Origin of the sequence: Actinoplanes missouriensis 431 (genome assembly GCF_000284295.1) — a bacterium.
In the GTDB taxonomy this organism is placed as follows: Bacteria; Actinomycetota; Actinomycetes; order Mycobacteriales; family Micromonosporaceae; genus Actinoplanes; species Actinoplanes missouriensis.
The window spans coordinates 6,874,442-6,889,185 of sequence record NC_017093.1 but is presented as its reverse complement, the minus strand read 5'-3'; the positions used below and the strand labels follow the sequence as shown (position 1 = coordinate 6,889,185).

General features: G+C 72.6%; 14 protein-coding genes. 10 read left to right on the top strand and 4 right to left on the bottom strand.

The genetic code is table 11. The features are described from left to right. Window positions 1-13: 13 nt before the first annotated feature. Entirely contained in the window at window positions 14-1,117 is a 1,104-nt protein-coding gene (locus AMIS_RS31560; protein WP_014446515.1) for a PQQ-dependent sugar dehydrogenase, read from the bottom strand. Between the two features lie 140 nt (window positions 1,118-1,257). On the opposite strand from AMIS_RS31560, the gene AMIS_RS31555 reads away from it, so the two are divergent. The 5 genes from AMIS_RS31555 to AMIS_RS31535 all read left to right on the top strand — a co-directional run bounded on the left by AMIS_RS31555 (window position 1,258) and on the right by AMIS_RS31535 (window position 8,866). Continuing rightward, window positions 1,258-2,766 carry an alpha/beta hydrolase gene (locus tag AMIS_RS31555; protein WP_041830180.1) on the top strand — a complete coding sequence of 503 codons (1,509 nt, stop codon included), beginning with the start codon at window positions 1,258-1,260 and terminating at the stop codon, window positions 2,764-2,766. An 82-nt stretch (window positions 2,767-2,848) separates the two neighbouring features. Next, window positions 2,849-4,642, top strand: coding sequence for a gamma-glutamyltransferase (gene ggt / locus AMIS_RS31550; protein WP_014446513.1), 1,794 nt, complete (start codon window positions 2,849-2,851; stop codon window positions 4,640-4,642). Window positions 4,643-4,803: 161 nt separating this feature from the next. Beyond that, a complete protein-coding gene (locus AMIS_RS31545) occupies window positions 4,804-5,844 on the top strand; it encodes a TolB family protein (RefSeq protein ID WP_014446512.1) in 1,041 nt (346 codons plus the stop codon). 18 nt (window positions 5,845-5,862) lie between these two features. Next, a complete protein-coding gene (gene trmB, locus AMIS_RS31540; RefSeq protein WP_063711185.1) occupies window positions 5,863-6,534 on the top strand; it encodes a tRNA (guanosine(46)-N7)-methyltransferase TrmB in 672 nt (223 codons plus the stop codon). Between the two features lie 205 nt (window positions 6,535-6,739). Continuing rightward, complete coding sequence (locus AMIS_RS31535) at window positions 6,740-8,866, top strand: sensor histidine kinase (RefSeq protein ID WP_014446510.1); 2,127 nt, start codon at window positions 6,740-6,742, stop codon at window positions 8,864-8,866. 397 nt (window positions 8,867-9,263) lie between these two features. Here the strand turns inward: AMIS_RS31535 and AMIS_RS31530 are convergent, their stop codons facing one another. Next, entirely contained in the window at window positions 9,264-10,328 is a 1,065-nt protein-coding gene (locus AMIS_RS31530) for a DMT family transporter (RefSeq protein ID WP_231859130.1), read from the bottom strand. Window positions 10,329-10,601: 273 nt separating this feature from the next. After that, window positions 10,602-11,261, bottom strand: coding sequence for a hypothetical protein (locus tag AMIS_RS31525; RefSeq protein WP_014446508.1), 660 nt, complete (start codon window positions 11,259-11,261; stop codon window positions 10,602-10,604). A 232-nt stretch (window positions 11,262-11,493) separates the two neighbouring features. Here AMIS_RS31525 and AMIS_RS31520 point away from each other — a divergent pair, with 232 nt between their 5' ends. Genes AMIS_RS31520 through AMIS_RS31515 form a run of 3 tightly spaced genes read left to right on the top strand, consistent with a single transcriptional unit; the run spans window position 11,494 to window position 12,323 of the window. Then, complete coding sequence (locus AMIS_RS31520; RefSeq protein ID WP_014446507.1) at window positions 11,494-11,841, top strand: YciI family protein; 348 nt, start codon at window positions 11,494-11,496, stop codon at window positions 11,839-11,841. After that, on the top strand, window positions 11,835-11,969 hold the full coding sequence (locus tag AMIS_RS44745) for a hypothetical protein (protein WP_014446506.1): 135 nt from the start codon (window positions 11,835-11,837) through the stop codon (window positions 11,967-11,969). The genes AMIS_RS31520 and AMIS_RS44745 overlap by 7 nt, the downstream gene beginning before the upstream one ends. Window positions 11,970-12,023: 54 nt before the next feature. Further along, the gene (locus tag AMIS_RS31515; RefSeq protein WP_014446505.1) at window positions 12,024-12,323 is read left to right on the top strand and encodes a hypothetical protein; all 300 of its coding nucleotides are present in this window, start codon (window positions 12,024-12,026) and stop codon (window positions 12,321-12,323) included. Window positions 12,324-12,326: 3 nt separating this feature from the next. Here AMIS_RS31515 and AMIS_RS31510 read toward each other — a convergent pair whose 3' ends face one another. Next, on the bottom strand, window positions 12,327-13,229 hold the full coding sequence (locus AMIS_RS31510; protein WP_014446504.1) for a proteasome assembly chaperone family protein: 903 nt from the start codon (window positions 13,227-13,229) through the stop codon (window positions 12,327-12,329). A 176-nt stretch (window positions 13,230-13,405) separates the two neighbouring features. Here AMIS_RS31510 and AMIS_RS31505 point away from each other — a divergent pair, with 176 nt between their 5' ends. Both AMIS_RS31505 and AMIS_RS31500 read left to right on the top strand, forming a co-directional pair. Continuing rightward, a complete protein-coding gene (locus AMIS_RS31505; protein ID WP_014446503.1) occupies window positions 13,406-14,074 on the top strand; it encodes an EcsC family protein in 669 nt (222 codons plus the stop codon). 32 nt (window positions 14,075-14,106) lie between these two features. Next, window positions 14,107-14,700, top strand: coding sequence for a fibronectin type III domain-containing protein (locus tag AMIS_RS31500; protein ID WP_014446502.1), 594 nt, complete (start codon window positions 14,107-14,109; stop codon window positions 14,698-14,700). The last annotated feature ends 44 nt before the right edge of the window (window positions 14,701-14,744 follow it).

Here is a 14,744-nt window from a genome sequence, read left to right as displayed (position 1 = left end):
CATCGCGCAACCGTCATCGCGCGGGGAAGCGCAGGATCCGGTCATCGCCGTCACGCTGGTCGCCGCGGCCGTCGGTGTTCGATGTGGTCACCCACAGCGAACCGTCGGGGGCCACGGCGACCGTGCGGAGCCGGCCGTACTTCCCGGTGAGCTCGGCGCGGGTGGAACCGCCGCCGAGCGGGACCGTCCACAGGCGCTCGCCCCGCAGCGCCGCCACGTAGAGCGTGTCTCCGGCGACCGCCGCGCCACTCGGCGAGGCCTCGTCGGTGGTCCACTGCACGATCGGGTCGGCGAACCCGGACTTCCCGCCGCGGCCCTCCACCTCGGGCCAGCCGTAGTTCTTCCCCTTCTCGATGACGTTCATCTCGTCCCAGGTGCTCTGCCCGAACTCGATCCCGTACATCCGGCCCTGGTCGTCCCAGGCCAGGCCCTGCACGTTGCGGTGACCCAGGGTCCAGACCGGGGAGCCCTCCCACGGGTTGCCCGGCGCCGGATCGCCCTCCGGCGTGAGCCGCAGAATCTTGCCGCTCGGGTCGTCCCGGTCCTGTGACCGGGGTTCCTCGCTCGCGTCGCCGGTGCCGACGTAGAGCATGCCGTCCGGCCCGAACGCGATCCGCCCGCCGTTGTGCCGCCCACCCTTCGTGATCCCCTCGAAGATCACCTGCGGCTGCGGGTTCTCCAGCGTGAAGCGGACGATCCGGTTGTCCCGCTCGCCGGTGAAGTACGCGTAGACCCAGTCCTCGTGCACGGCCAGCCCGAGCAGCCCGCCCTCGCCGCCCGCGTCCACGCCCGGCACGGTGTAGACCTCGCGCGGCTCACCTCCGGGCTTGACCTGGAGCACCCGCCCGCTGTCCCGCTCGGACACCAGCGCGCTGCCGTCGGGGAGGAACGCCAGGCCCCACGGCACGCCGATCCCGGTCGCCACGGTCTCCGGGGCGGCGAAGTCCGGCGCCGCCGCTTTCCCGGTGCTCTCCACGGCAGGCGAACCGGTATGCGACACCGCCGGCACCGGCTGCAGGGTGGGCGCCGCCTTCCCTCCGCTCTCGGCGGAGCAGGCGGTCAGCAGCGCCGCGCCGGTCGCGGCGATGGCCAGGCGTGTGGTGCGGATGACGTTCATCGCTCCACGTTGCCACGACCACCGGCTCGCTCCAACCGCCCAATCTGTGCTAAATGTGGCTGTTTGCCGGATTAGCGGGGGCGATCCGCAGAAAGATGGGTGCCGCGCGGTGCGCCGGCCGCGCAGGGCGGAGAGAGGTTTTGCGAGCGGGACACCAGCGATTCCGGCGGTCGGTCACGGCCGCGGTCCTCACCCTCACCACCCTTCTCGGGTACGGGCCACAGCCGTCCCCGGCCGCTCCGGCGCAGGGGGTGCCGCCGAGGATCCGGTCCGGGGGTCCCCCGGCGATCCACTGGGAGCCGTGCCCGGAGGACGAGAAGGCCCAGTGCGGCACCATGCGGGTCCCGGCCGACTGGTCGGCGCCGTACGGGCCGTCGATCGAGCTGACCCTGGCCCGGCGACCGGCCGGCGACCCGACCCGGCGGATCGGCGTGCTGATGGTCAACCCCGGCGGGCCCGGCGCGTCGGCCGTCAACCAGGCGCTCGACACCGAGTACTTCGGCGACGAGGTGGAACGCCGGTTCGACATCGTCGGCATCGACCCGCGCGGAGTCGGGCGCAGCGCCCCGATCCTCTGCGCCCAGGACCTGGTCGACGCGAAACCGTCCCCACTCGCCGCCACCGAGGCCGAGTTCGGGCAGCTGGCCGCGTACAACAAGCGGCTCGCGGCGGACTGCGAGTCACGCAGCGGCCCGGTCTTCCATCACGCCGGGACCGGCAACGTGGTCCGGGACATGGACGCCGCCCGGATCGCCCTCGGCGAGGAGCGGATCAGCTTCTACGGCGCGTCCTACGGCTCGCTGATCGGGCAGCTCTACGCCGAGAAGTACCCGGACCGGCTGCGCGCCATGGTGCTGGACAGCGTGATGGACCACAGCGCCGACCTGGCCGCCTTCGTCGGCCGGACCGCGGAGTCCGCGCAGGACTCCTTCGACGAGTTCGTCACCTGGTGCGCCCGCGACGAGCAGTGCGCGCTGCGCGGGCGGGACATCCGGGCGATCTGGGCGGCGCTGATGCAGCGGGCCGAGGCGGGCACGCTGCAGGACCCGTACGATCCGCCGGCCCTGCTGAGCAAGTGGGACCTGATCTCGGCGGCATTCAGCGCGTTCTACGACCCGCAGTGGTACTCGTTCGCCTACTACCTCAAGGCAGCGTACGAGCCCGCGCCGGCCGGCCGCCGTGCGGCGCTCGACGTGGACCTCACCCCGCACAGCTTCCCGGCGGTGATGTGCCGGGACTGGTCGCTGCCGGTCGGCGGCTGGCCCGGGTACCGCGCCCTGATCGACGGTCTCGCCGCCCGTGCGCCGCAGATGACCGCCTCGCCGCTCGCGCTGACCGCGGTCTCCGGCTGCGACGGCTGGCCCGACCCGCCCGCCGACCCGCAGCGCCCGATCCCGGCCGCGAAAGGGCCGACGCTGCTGGTCAACGCCCGGCACGACCCGGCGACCGCGTACTCCTGGGCGGCGAACGTGGCGCGGCAGCTCGGCCCGTCCGCCCGGCTGCTCACCTACGAAGGGTGGGGGCACGTCGCGTACAGCCACAGCGACTGCGTGTCCGGCGCCGCCGACCGGTACCTGATCGACCTGACCCTGCCGGCCGCGGGCGCGACCTGCCCGCCCGTCCAGCCGGTGCCCTACGGCGTCGGCTGATATCGATCCCTGCGGTTGTGCCCCGCCCGGATCACCGGTAGGCAGGGAATTGACAACCGACACTGTCCTGTCTGGAGGGCCGATGCGGTTCCTGCCCGCGCTCACAGCGCTTTCCCTCACCACCCTGGGTGTCGTGGCCGCGGCGCCACCGGCCTCCGCCGCCGGCGCGCCGGGTCTCGGCCCGACCGCCACCGGGTACGGCGGCGCGGTCGCCACGGTGGACGCCACGGCCACCGCCGTCGGCCTCGACGTGCTGCGCAAGGGCGGCAACGCGGTCGACGCCGCGATCGCCGCGGCGGCCACCCTGGGCGTGACCGAGCCGTTCTCGGCCGGGATCGGTGGCGGCGGCTTCTTCGTCTACTACGACGCCAAGCGGCGCAGCGTCTCCACGATCGACGGGCGGGAGACCGGTCCGGCCACGATGACCGAGGACTACTTCATCGATCCGGCGGACGGGTTGCCGTACGACTTCTCCGAGGCCCGGGTGAGCGGCCTCTCGGTCGGGGTCCCCGGCACGGTCGCCACCTGGGAGGCGGCGGCCCGCAAGTGGGGCACCCGGTCGCTCGCCGAGGGCCTGCGCCCGGCCGCCCGGGTCGCCGAGCGGGGCTTCGGAGTGGACGCCACGTTCCGCCAGCAGGTCGCCGACAACGCCGCGGCGTTCGGGCAGTTCGACTCGACCCGGGAGATCTACCTCCCCGGCGGCGCGCCGCCCGCGGTCGGCTCGACCCTGCGGAACCCGGATCTCGCGGACACCTACCGGCTGATCGCGAAGCAGGGCTCCGGCGTGTTCTACCGCGGCGCGATCGCGGACGACCTGATCGAGACGGTCCGGAACCCGCCGGTCGCGGACGACCCGACGGGCGCCTGGGCGTACCCGATCCGGCCCGGCGAGCTGACCAAGGCCGACCTGGCACGGTACCGGCTGCGCTTCCCGTCGCCGACCAGGTCCGACTACCGCGGCCTCACCGTCTACGGCATGAACACGCCGTCCAGCGGCGGCATCGCGGTCAGCGAGGCGCTCAACATCATCGAGAAGGGCCTGCCGGGCTCCGCCTCGGCGACCGAGAAACTGCACTACTACCTGGAGGCGTCGGCGCTGGCCTTCGCCGACCGGAACCGCTACGTCGGCGCGGACACCTCCCCGCAGACGGTGAAGCAGCTGCTCTCCGACCGGTGGGCCGCCCAGCGGGCCTGCCGGATCGACCCCGGCAAGGCGCTCACCAAGCCGGTCCCGCCGGGTGACATCACCGCCAGCGGCTGCACCCCGACGACCGTGGGCAAACCCGTCGAGCAGGGGCAGAGCACCACGAACCTGACCGTGGCCGACCGGTGGGGCAACGTCGTCGAGTACACCTTCACGATCGAGCAGACCGGCGGCAATGCGATGGTCGTACCCGATCGGGGTTTTCTTCTCAACAACGAACTGACCGACTTCAACTTCGCCCCGACGCAGGGGACGGCGGCCGACCCGAACCTGCCCGGCCCCGGCAAGCGCCCGCGCAGCTCGATGTCGCCGACGATCGTCCTGAAGGACGGCAAGCCGTTCCTCGCGCTCGGCTCGCCGGGTGGCGCGACGATCATCACGACCGTCCTGCAGGTGCTCGTCAACCGCCTGGACCTGGGGATGACCCTGCCGGAGGCGATGGCCGCGCCGCGGGCCTCGCAGCGCAACAGCGCCGGGATCCAGGCCGAGCCGGCGTTCCGTGCCCGGTACGGCCCGCAGCTCACCGCGCTGGGTCACACGTTCGGCCCGGACGTGGCCGAGCTGGGCGCGGCCACCGCGATCGAGTTCACCCGCGGCGGCGGCCTGATCGCGTCGGCCGAGCCGGTCCGGCGCGGCGGGGGAGCGGCAGCGGTGGTCCGCCCGAGGCGCTGACCGGTCGCGGGGTGGATTCGAGCCCGGAATCCACCCCGCGGTCGTCCGAACAGCTGTGATTTTTCGGTCTCCGCGCGGTTCCCGCTCAGCAGCGAGCCGGTTGCGACGATGCTTCCGGTGCAAGTGCAGAGCAGAGGCAGAACTTCGGGGGGCGTTCGGCCATGAAGAGCATCGGTCATGTCGCGGGGAACGTGGCGGTAGCGGCGGCGGTCGGCATCTGTTGCGCGGTGTGCCACCCTGGCGCGGCGCAGGCGGCAGCCGGCCAGGCCACCGGCGGCGCGCAGACCGCCGTCAGCAGCGAGCAGGGCACGTCGGCACAGCAGGCGGCGGCCGCGCAGCTGCCCGGCCTGGTCGCCTACGTCCGCAACGGCGATGTCTACACCAGCAAGGGCGGCGCCGAGACCCGGCTCACCACCGGCGGGAAGAGTGCCCGCCCGCGCTGGTCGCCGAACGGCAAGCAGATCGCGTTCCTGAAGAGCGGACAGCTCTGGACGATGAACGCGAACGGCACCGGCCAGCGCCGGCTCACCACCCGTCCGGCCGCCGGACCGTCCTGGTCGCCGGACGGCAAGTGGATCGCGTTCGCGTCGCTCTCCTGCAGCGGCGGCCCGGGCGTCTACCAGATCCGGACCGACGGCAAGGGCGCCCCGGCGGTGCTCTTCCCGCGGGACTGCCGGAGCGAGGAGCTGCCGGGCGAGACCGAGGCCGCCAAGAGCAGCGTGCAGAAGGAGCTGAGCACGGACAACGCGGTCGCGTGGTCGCCGGACGGGCGTCAGCTGGCGTTCCGCGGCGGCGACTGCGAGTCGATCTACGACTCCTGCCTGAGCCTCGGCGACCTGCCGACCGGCCGGGAGAAGACGGTCGCGGCGTACGGCGGTGGCGGCGTCCAGAACAGCGGTTTCGCGGTCGTGCCGAGCTGGCGGTCGGACGGCGCCAAGCTGGCGTTCACCGCGTACCAGGAGGGTGAGGTCGCGTCCGAGAACAAGCCGGTGCACCTGGTCGAGTACGACGCGGTGACCGGCGCGACGAGGACGATCGGCAACGCGATGGACCGCGAGCTCGATTACGTGGACGCCAGCCGGGCCGTGATCACCAGCGAGAAGGCCGGGACGTCCTGGGTGACCGTGGTGGGCCTGGCGAACGGCCTGCGTGTGCCGCTCAAGTCCGGCTCGCAGCCGAGCGTGCAGCCGGTGAGCCGGTAAAACTACACTGGGGCCGCCATGACTGAGACGAACATCCGGCCCATTCGCACGTTCCACCCTCGCCGGGGACGGATGAGCACCCGCCATGCGGATGCCCACACCACCCTCTGGCCCCATCTGGGACTGACTGTCATCGATGGTGACCGGACTGAGCTCGATCTCGCCGGATTGTTCGGGCGCACCGCTCCGGTCGTACTGGAAATCGGTTTCGGCATGGGTGATGCGACCGCGGCGATGGCCGCGGCCGATCCGGACCGGGATTTCCTCGGTGTCGAGGTGCACACGCCGGGCATCGGCAACCTGCTCGCCCTCGTCGGCGAGCGGGGCCTGACCAACGTCCGGGTGGCGCACGGCGACGCGATGGAGCTGGTGCACCGCATCCCGGCGGAAGCGCTGGACGCCGTGCACGTCTTCTTCCCGGACCCGTGGCCGAAAGCGCGGCACCACAAACGGCGCCTGATCCGGCCGGGCAACGTGGCGCTGCTGCGCGAGCGCCTGCGGCCGGGCGGCGTGCTGCACTGCGCGACCGACTGGCCGCACTACGCGGAGGCGATGGCGGAGACCTTGGACGCGGATCCGGGTCTGCGCCGCCTTCCGGCGACGCCGCATGCGCGGCCGGAGACCAAGTTCGAACGGCGCGGCGCCGAGGCCGGTCGCCCGATTGCCGATTTACGGTACGAGCGGAGCTAGGTCCCCGGAAGTCCGGTGGGCGGGCGCGGGAGTCCGCGGGCCGTCGCCGGGTCCGCGTGCCGGACGACCGCTGGGGTGCCCGCGCATTTCACCCCTTTTAGCCTTTTCGCCCCTCTACCCTTGAGTGTGGAGGTCAGCCATGCGGCGAGATGACGCCGGCATCGACGCCGGGCGGTCCGGACGGACCCGTGGAGCTCTCGCACGCGTGACCGCACCTCACGGGGGGACGGCCGCCGGTGGACATCCGCCGGCGGCTGCCGCGCCCGCCGCCCGGCCGCCCACCGGCTCCTTCCGCGACCTGATCGCCGACGCCGCCGCCGGGCCCGACCTGCACCGCGGCGTGCTCACCTCCGGATCCGCCGACCAGCTCGCGGCACTGGTGGCCCGCGCCGCCGGAGCGCCCAGCGCCTGCATCCAGTTCGTCGAGGAGAACCGGCTGCGCCTCTACGGCAGCTGGGGTGTCGCCGCGGACTGGGAGGTGCTCGCCGAAACCGGGCTGGACCGCTCCCTCGGCGGGCTCGTGGTCCGCCACGGAACCACCCTGATCGTGGAGAACGCCCGCGCCGACCCGCGGATCGACGACGGCCTGCTGCGCCGGGGCGGCGGTGCGTACCTCGGCTGCCCGGTGCACGACCGCTCCGGCGCCGTCCTCGGGGTCTGCTTCGCCTACGACCACCAGCCCCGCCCGTGGACGCCGGAGCAGGTCGCGGCCGTCTCCGAGGCGTCCGAGGTGGCGACCCTGCTGATCGGTGAGCAGATCGCGCGGCACGAACTCGAGCAGCAGCACCGGTTCCTCGACGCCGTGCTGGACAGCCTGCACGACGGGGTGGTCGCCTGCGACGCGGAAGGCCGGATCGCGTTCGTCAACGAGCGGATGCGCCGCCTCTGGGGTGACACGGTCTTCGGCACCGAGCCGGTCCCCGGCCTCACCGACGCCACCGGCACCCCGCTCACCCGCGACGACCTGGGCCTGGTCCGCGCGCTGCGCGGCGAGGTGATCCGGGACGAGCCGCTCGCCCTGCACGGCCGCAGCCGGCGCACCCACTACTACGTGATGGACGCCCAGCCCTTCCACGGCGTCGACGGCCGGGTGCTCGGCGCCGTCCAGGCCGTGCAGGACGTCACCCGGCAGCGCCGCGCCGAACGGTTCCGCAGCTGCGAGCTCGCCGTGACGACCGCCCTCACCGAGGCGCCCAGCATCGAGGCGGCCGGGCCGCGGGTGCTGGAGGCGGTGGTCGGCGCGCTCGACTGGGTGCACGCCGAGCTGTGGCTGGTCGAGGAGGGGACGATCCGGGCGGCGGCGCGGTGGAGCGCGCCGGGCTGGCCGGGGGAGATCCCGGTGCCGGAGCGGCTCGCGTACGGCCAGGGACTCGCCGGACGCGCCTGGCAGGTCGACAAGCCGCTCTGGATCCGGGACGTGGGACGGCCGCAGAGCCTGATCTCACCGGACACCTCGGCCGACCGGCTGCACACCGCCGTCGCCATCCCGGTGCACGACGGCTCCGGCCCGATCGGGGTGCTGACCGTCTTCGCCGACGCGATCGAGGACCCGGAGGACGAGCTGCTCGCCCTGATGTCCGGGATCGCCGCGCACCTCGGCCAGTTCGTCGAGCGCAGCCGGGTGGAGGACCTGCAGCGCCAGCTGACCCGCAGCAAGAACGAGTACCTCGCGCTGATCGGGCACGAGCTGCGGACCCCGCTCACGTCGATCAGCGCGTACACCGAACTGCTCCGCGAAGCCGACGAGGCGACACTGGTCCGCGACGGTCCCCGGCTGATCCAGGTGATCGAACGGAACACCCTCTCCCTCCGCGAGATCATCAACGAGCTGCTGGAACTGTCCGCCCTGGACGCCGGGCACGCGGACGTCCGGCGCACACCCGTCGACCTGGCCGCGGTCGTCCGCGACGTCGTCGAGCGAACCCGGCGGGCCATCGACGGCGCGCCCGTGGTGATCGACGCCGACCTGCCCGGCGAGCTGATCGTGCCGTGCGACCGGGACCGGCTGCGCCACATCGTGCAGAACCTGCTGGGCAGCGCGGTCCGGTACAGCCCGGACGGCGGCCACGTCGCGGTGACGCTGCGCAGCACCGGCCGGGCCGCCGAACTGTCCGTCTCGGACGCGGCGGGCGACGTGCCCCGGGCGGAACGGGAGGAGCTGTTCACCGGGCATTATCGGACCAGCCGGGGTAGCGACCGGACGATTCCGGGCAGTGGGCTCGGGCTGACCCTGAGCCGGGCCGTGGTGGAGCGGCATCATGGCAGTGTGGAGCTGACCGGCGGCGAGTCCGGAACGACGGTTTTGATCCGCCTCCCCCTGGAAGTCACCTGACCCCGGCCGGTCGCGTGCCCCCCGGGCGGGGCGGGGATGGTCGCCCGGTGAATGTTGAGTTCGGGCGCGGAACGCCAGGGACCGCTGGCCGAGCGGAGTTCTGTTGGTTCCCCTCAGCCGTGAATCTTGGACTCTTGCGGGCCGGCTGGTGCTCAGTGTCGTCGTGGCGGCGTTTGGCAGCACTGAGAGCCAGCCGGCCGGGGCGAGCTGGTTCTCAGTGCTGTTGTCCGGGCGTTCGGACCGCGCTGTGCGCCGGCCGGACCGGCTGGTTCTGAGTGCTGTTGTCCGGGCGTTCGGACTACGTTGTGCGCCGGCCGGACCGGCTGGTTCTGAGTGCTGTTGTCCGGGCGTTCGGACCGCGCTGTGCGCCAGCCGGACCGGCTGGTTCTGAGTGCTGTCAGGCTCGGGTCTCGGCGGGCTGGATCTCAGCCGGCTCGGTTGCTGATCCAACCGGCCCGGCTGCCGGCTCCCCTGCCAGCCCAGCTGCCGGTTCCCCTGCCCGCTCGGCTGCCGGCTCTGTCGGCTGGGCGGCGCCGACGTACAGCGTCGCCACCGCGCCGAGCAGCAACGCCCCGCCGGCGATCGTGGCGGCGCCGAGCGGCTCGTCGATCAGCAGCACGGCGAGCAGGGCCGCGGTGAGCGGCTCCAGCAGCGTGACCACGACGGCGACACTGCCCGTCGTGCGCCGCAACCCGGTGTAGAACAGCGCGTATGCCAGCGCCGTCGTGATCGCCCCGGCATAACCCAGCAGTGCGATCGGCTTCGCCTGCGGCGTGAACGCGAGCCCCTCCACGGCGGCGATCGGCAGCAGGGTGATCGCGCCGATCGTGCACGACAGGGTGGTCAGGGTCAGCGGCTGCACGCCCTGGGTGGTGTGCCGGCTCAACGCGGTCGACGCGGCGTAGACGACACCGGACCCGACGGCGGCGAGCAGCCCGAGCCCGGCGGCCGGCGCGCCGGTGTCGACCGTGGCCCCGGCGATCAGCGCGAGCCCGAGGAGCGCCGCCGCGGAGGCGGCCAGGACCCCGGTGCCCGGACGCTGCCGGGTGCGTGCGGTCTCCCAGGCGCTGAGCAGCACCGGCGCGATGCCGAGGCTGACCACGGTGGCGATGCTGACGCCGCCCAGCCGGACCGCGACGAAGTACAGCGCCTGGTAGGCGGCGAGCCCGGCGCCGGCCAGGACGATCACCACGGGCGCGCCGCGAAACGCCGCGAGCAGTTGCCGCGCACCGGTGGCCGGCGTGGAGTCCCGGGTGAACAGGCCGAGCAGCAGCAAAACGGCGGCCGCGGAGAGCAGCCGGTAGAAGCCGATCGCGACGGCGCCGAGCCCGGTGCTTTCGGCGACGACCTGGACGACGACGCCGGCGGTGCCCCAGAGGATGCCGGCGGCGGAGAGTTGCAACAGGCTCAGGCGGGCGCCGGCCGTCGCGGAATTGGACAGGGTGAAACGTTTGCTGAACACGTGCGCTCCGGAAAGAAGAAGTGAGTCGGTGTCGGCGGGCACCGGAGCGCAGCGAAAGGAGACCGGCCGAGCGATGCTCGATCGGTCAGGGGCGCGCTCCGCGAGGGAGCGCGACGGGCGCTCCGGTCAGGAGCGCGGCGGGCCGAGGTTGCCGAGGTTGAGACTCACGCCAGGCAGCTTAACGCCACCGGTACGGGCGGCGCCTCCACCGGACCGGCAGTCCGGCCACGGGCCGCCCCGGCGTGACGAGGCACGCCGGGGCGGACGGGTGGATCAGGCGGCGGTGCTGGTGGTGGTGGTGTCGGTTGCGGTGGCGGCCCACATCGCGGTGAAGGCCGCCGCCTCGCCGGCCAGCCAGCTCTCCACATGCGCGGGCCGGGCCGCGGCGTCGAGACGGTGGGTGACGCCGCGCCGGACGTCGACCAGCACCGGCTCGGCGTTCGGCAGGATCTGGTCCATGTGACTCGCCATCAGGTGCAGCATCGCGGTCACGGCGTCGGTGCCCGGCGGCTCCTCGTCGAAGTGCAGACGCACGGCCTCGCGACGGCCATCGTCGTACCGAAGGCCGAAGTGGGGGTTGATTTTGACGGCGAGTGGTCCGACCGTGGCGATGGCGTCACGCGTCTGTGCGAGGTTGACCTGCGCCGGATCGCCGAGCGACGTGAGGTAGGCCTGCGCGCCGGACCGCAGCGACGAGTAGAGCGGCTTCCACCGGTCCTTGACGAGGCCGACGACGCCGGCGAGGTAGCTGCCGCCGGTGCGGAACGCGATGTCGGCTTTCAGTGCTTTCACCAGCTGGCCGTGCGGGTTGAACCCGGACCGGCGCTCCCGCTGCCGGCGCAGCCCGCCGACGAAGGTGGCCTTGGCGGGACCGGTGCGAGACACATACCGCGTGAAGCCGAGCATCGTCGCATAAGGGGGGATCGTGGACATGGTTGACGTGGTCACGTCGGTCTCCTCACTAGCGCTGACCGCAGCCCGCATCGGCCGAAGATCAGCAGCTCAGGGCCCCTCTTTCGTACATACATACTAATCGACGGGTACGACATTCCCAACGTCTCCGGGACGACGGGACACGGTTCGGATCGCGCTGAGAATTTTCCGGCAGACTGTCGATTCGCGGGCTCGCCGTTCGTCTTACCGCGACGGTCCTGAGGAGGTAGCCATGAAGTACATCATGTTGATCTATCAAGGCACTGCGCTGGAACGGCAGGCCGAGCTCAGCCCGGACGAGCAGAAGCAGGTCTACGCCGACTACCAGGCGATCAACCAGACGCCGGGCGTCACCCCGGCGCCGCCGATGGGTCTCGCCGAGAACGCGACGACGGTACGGGTCGAGGGCGGCCGGACGCTGACCACCGACGGCCCGTTCGTCGGGATGAAGGAGGCCGTCGGCGGCCTGTTCATCCTGGAGGCGGACGATCTCGAGGCGGCCATCGAGGTGGCCGGCCGGGTGCCGGCGGCGCGGTACGGCGGCGCCGTCGAGATCCGGCCGTCGGAGGTGTATTGGTAACCGCGCTGGACGAGATCTTCCGCGCGGAGTGGGGCCGGGTGCTGGCCGGCCTCGTCGGCGTCCTCGGCGACTTCGATCTCGCCGAGGACGCCGCGCAGGAGGCGTTCACGATCGCCGCTGATCACTGACCGCAGATCGCCGAGCTCTACGCCGAGCTGGCCCGGCTGACCGCCTCGCCGGTCGTGGAGCTGAACCGGGCCATCGCGGTCGCCGAGACCGAGGGGCCGGAGGCGGGCCTGCGCATCGTCGACGGCCTCGGCCTGCACGACTTCCGTTACCTGCACTCGACCCGCGCCGAGCTGCTGCGGCGTCTGGGGCGCACCGGCGAGGCCCGGGACGCCTATCGGCGCGCGCGGGCACTCACCGACGACGGGGCCGAGCGGCGCTTCCTGGAACGCCGGCTGACCGAACTGGCCGCCGAGCCGGCCACCGAACCGGCCACTGAGTCGGCCGCCGGGCCGGCCACCGGGGAGGAGCCGTGACGATCACTCGTCCCGGCTCTGCTCGGCCAGGAACCGCTCCAGCTCCGCCCCCAGCTCCTCGGCCGTCGGCAGCGGCGTGTCGTTGTCCGCGAGCAGGTTGCCCTGCCGTCCCCGGACGAACGCGTCGTACTGCGCCTCCAGTGAGGTCACCAGCCGCCCGGCCTGCTCGTCGTCGGCGATCTGCTTGTCCACCTCTTCGCGGACCAGCTTGGCGGACTCGCGCAGCGCGCCGGTCGGCAGCGCCAGCCCGGTGCTCGCGGACACCGAGTCGAGCAGCAGCTCGGCGGCGGCCGGGTAACCGGTCTGTGCCAGGTAGTGCGGGACGTGCGCGGCGTACCCCAGGGCGTCGTGCCCGGTCTCGCCGAGCCGGAACTCGAGCAGGTTGCCGACGCTCGCCGGCACCTGGACCCGCTGCAGCCAGGACTCGTGGTCGCCGAGCAGCCGCTTGTCGGTGGCGTGCGCGGTGAGGCCGACCGGGCGGGTGTGCGGCACGGCCATCGGGATGGCGTTGAGGCCGACGGTGACGCGGACGTCCAGATCCTCGATCAGCTGGGTGACCGCCACGATGAAACGCTCCCACTGCAGGTCCGGCTCGGGGCCGGCGAGCAGCAGGAACTGGGTGCCCAGCTGGTCGGTGACCAGGTGCAGGGCGAGACTCGGGTCCTCGTAGCTCTCGAAGTGGTCGGCCACGAAGATCATCGGTGGGCGGCGTGAGCGGTAGTCGAGGAGCTGGTCCAGGTCGAACGTCGCGACGACCTCGCTCTCCAGGTTCTCCAGCATGTGATCGCGGGCCAACTGGATGGCGCTGCCGGCGTCGACGAATCCGGTGAGCGCCTGGATGAGCACCGGGCTGTCCAGGACCGGCAGCTCACCGATCACCTCGTAGAGCCCGTGTGGGTCGAGCACGCTGTGAACCTCCTCCTGCGGGTTTCCGGAGCAACACCGGAACGGGTACGTCCATTCCCATCCTCGCGCATCGGTGTTACGAGACGCATCGGTGTGACGACCGCGTTGACGAGGGACGTGCGCGGACCGCGCACAATGGGGTTCAGATCAACTTCTTCGCCCCCCTGGAGTGGTCTTTGAGCCGACAGGTACCCGCCGTTCTGGAGAACACCGCGCCGCCGAGCACGCTCTGGTCCCGGATGAAGGCAGACCCGCAGTTCGCGCCCGAGCACCTGGCCCTCGAGGCGGTGCTGCGGCTCGGTCCGGAGGCGGCCGGCTGGCTCGCCCGGATGCGTGCCGAGCGTCCCGGAGCCGGTCCCGACGAGCTGGCCGCGCTCGCCGTCAAACGCTTCACCACCCTGGCCCGGGTCTCCGGCGCCGTCTCCGGCGCGGCGGGCCTGCCCGGCGCGGTGATCGACGTCGGCGTGCTGGCCTGGACCCAGGCCCGGATGGTGCTGCACGTGGCGGCCGCCCACGGCCTCGACCCGGCGGCCCCGGAACGGGCGACCGAGCTGCTGGTGCTGCAGCGGGTGCACAAGATCGCGGAGACCGCGCGGACCGCGCTCGGTGTGGCGGCCGGCCGGGAGCATGCCAGCCGGATCTTCACGGGCGCCTCCGGCGCGCCGATGGCACGCGTTCTGGTCACTCTGGGCGTCCGGCTGGCGCAGATGGCCGGGGTACGGGCTGCCAAGCGCGTGGTCGTGAAGGTGATCCCGCTCGGCGGCATGGTCCTCGGCACCTGGGCGAACTCGGTCGCCACCCGGGACCTGGCCCGCCGTGCCCGCGACCATTACCGCAAGGCCTAAGGATCCGCCGGTCCGGCCCGATCCTGGATGACGTGCTGGGATTCCGGAAGAAGTCCGCTCTGCTGCTGTCCGCCGTCGCGCTGCCGCTGCTGGTCGCCGGCTGTTCCTCCGCGTCGCCGGCGTCCACGCCGGCGGACAACAGCGGCGCCGACTGGATGGTGGTGAACGCCGGCAAGGCCACCTCGTCACCGCAGACGACGTACGGCACGGCGTCGCCCACCCCCGGGGTGACCCTGCCGACCCTGGCGGCGAGCGCGACCCCGACGGCGAGCGCGAGCCCCTCCTGCGCCCCGGCGCCGCGCGGCGCCGGCGTGATCAACGGGCTGGCCGTGACGCCGGGCCGGACCAGCGCCGTGGTGACCTGGTACCACCCGGGCGGGCCGAACATCGTCGACTACCGGGTGACAGCGGCCTCCCAGGACCTCAAGGTCGGCGCGCAGGACGAGGTCGGCTGGACCACCGTCACCCCGGCCGCGTGCGGCGACGTGAGCGCGACGGTCACCGGGCTGACCGCCGGCACGCCCTATGTCTTCTCGGTGGACGTGGTGATGACCCATACGGGCACCGAGGAGGGCACCTACACCCGCACGATTGCCCGTTCGGACGTGGTGAGCACCACTACCTGAGCTCCGGACAGTCCGGGAGCGGACGATCGCCGGGGCAGTCTCTA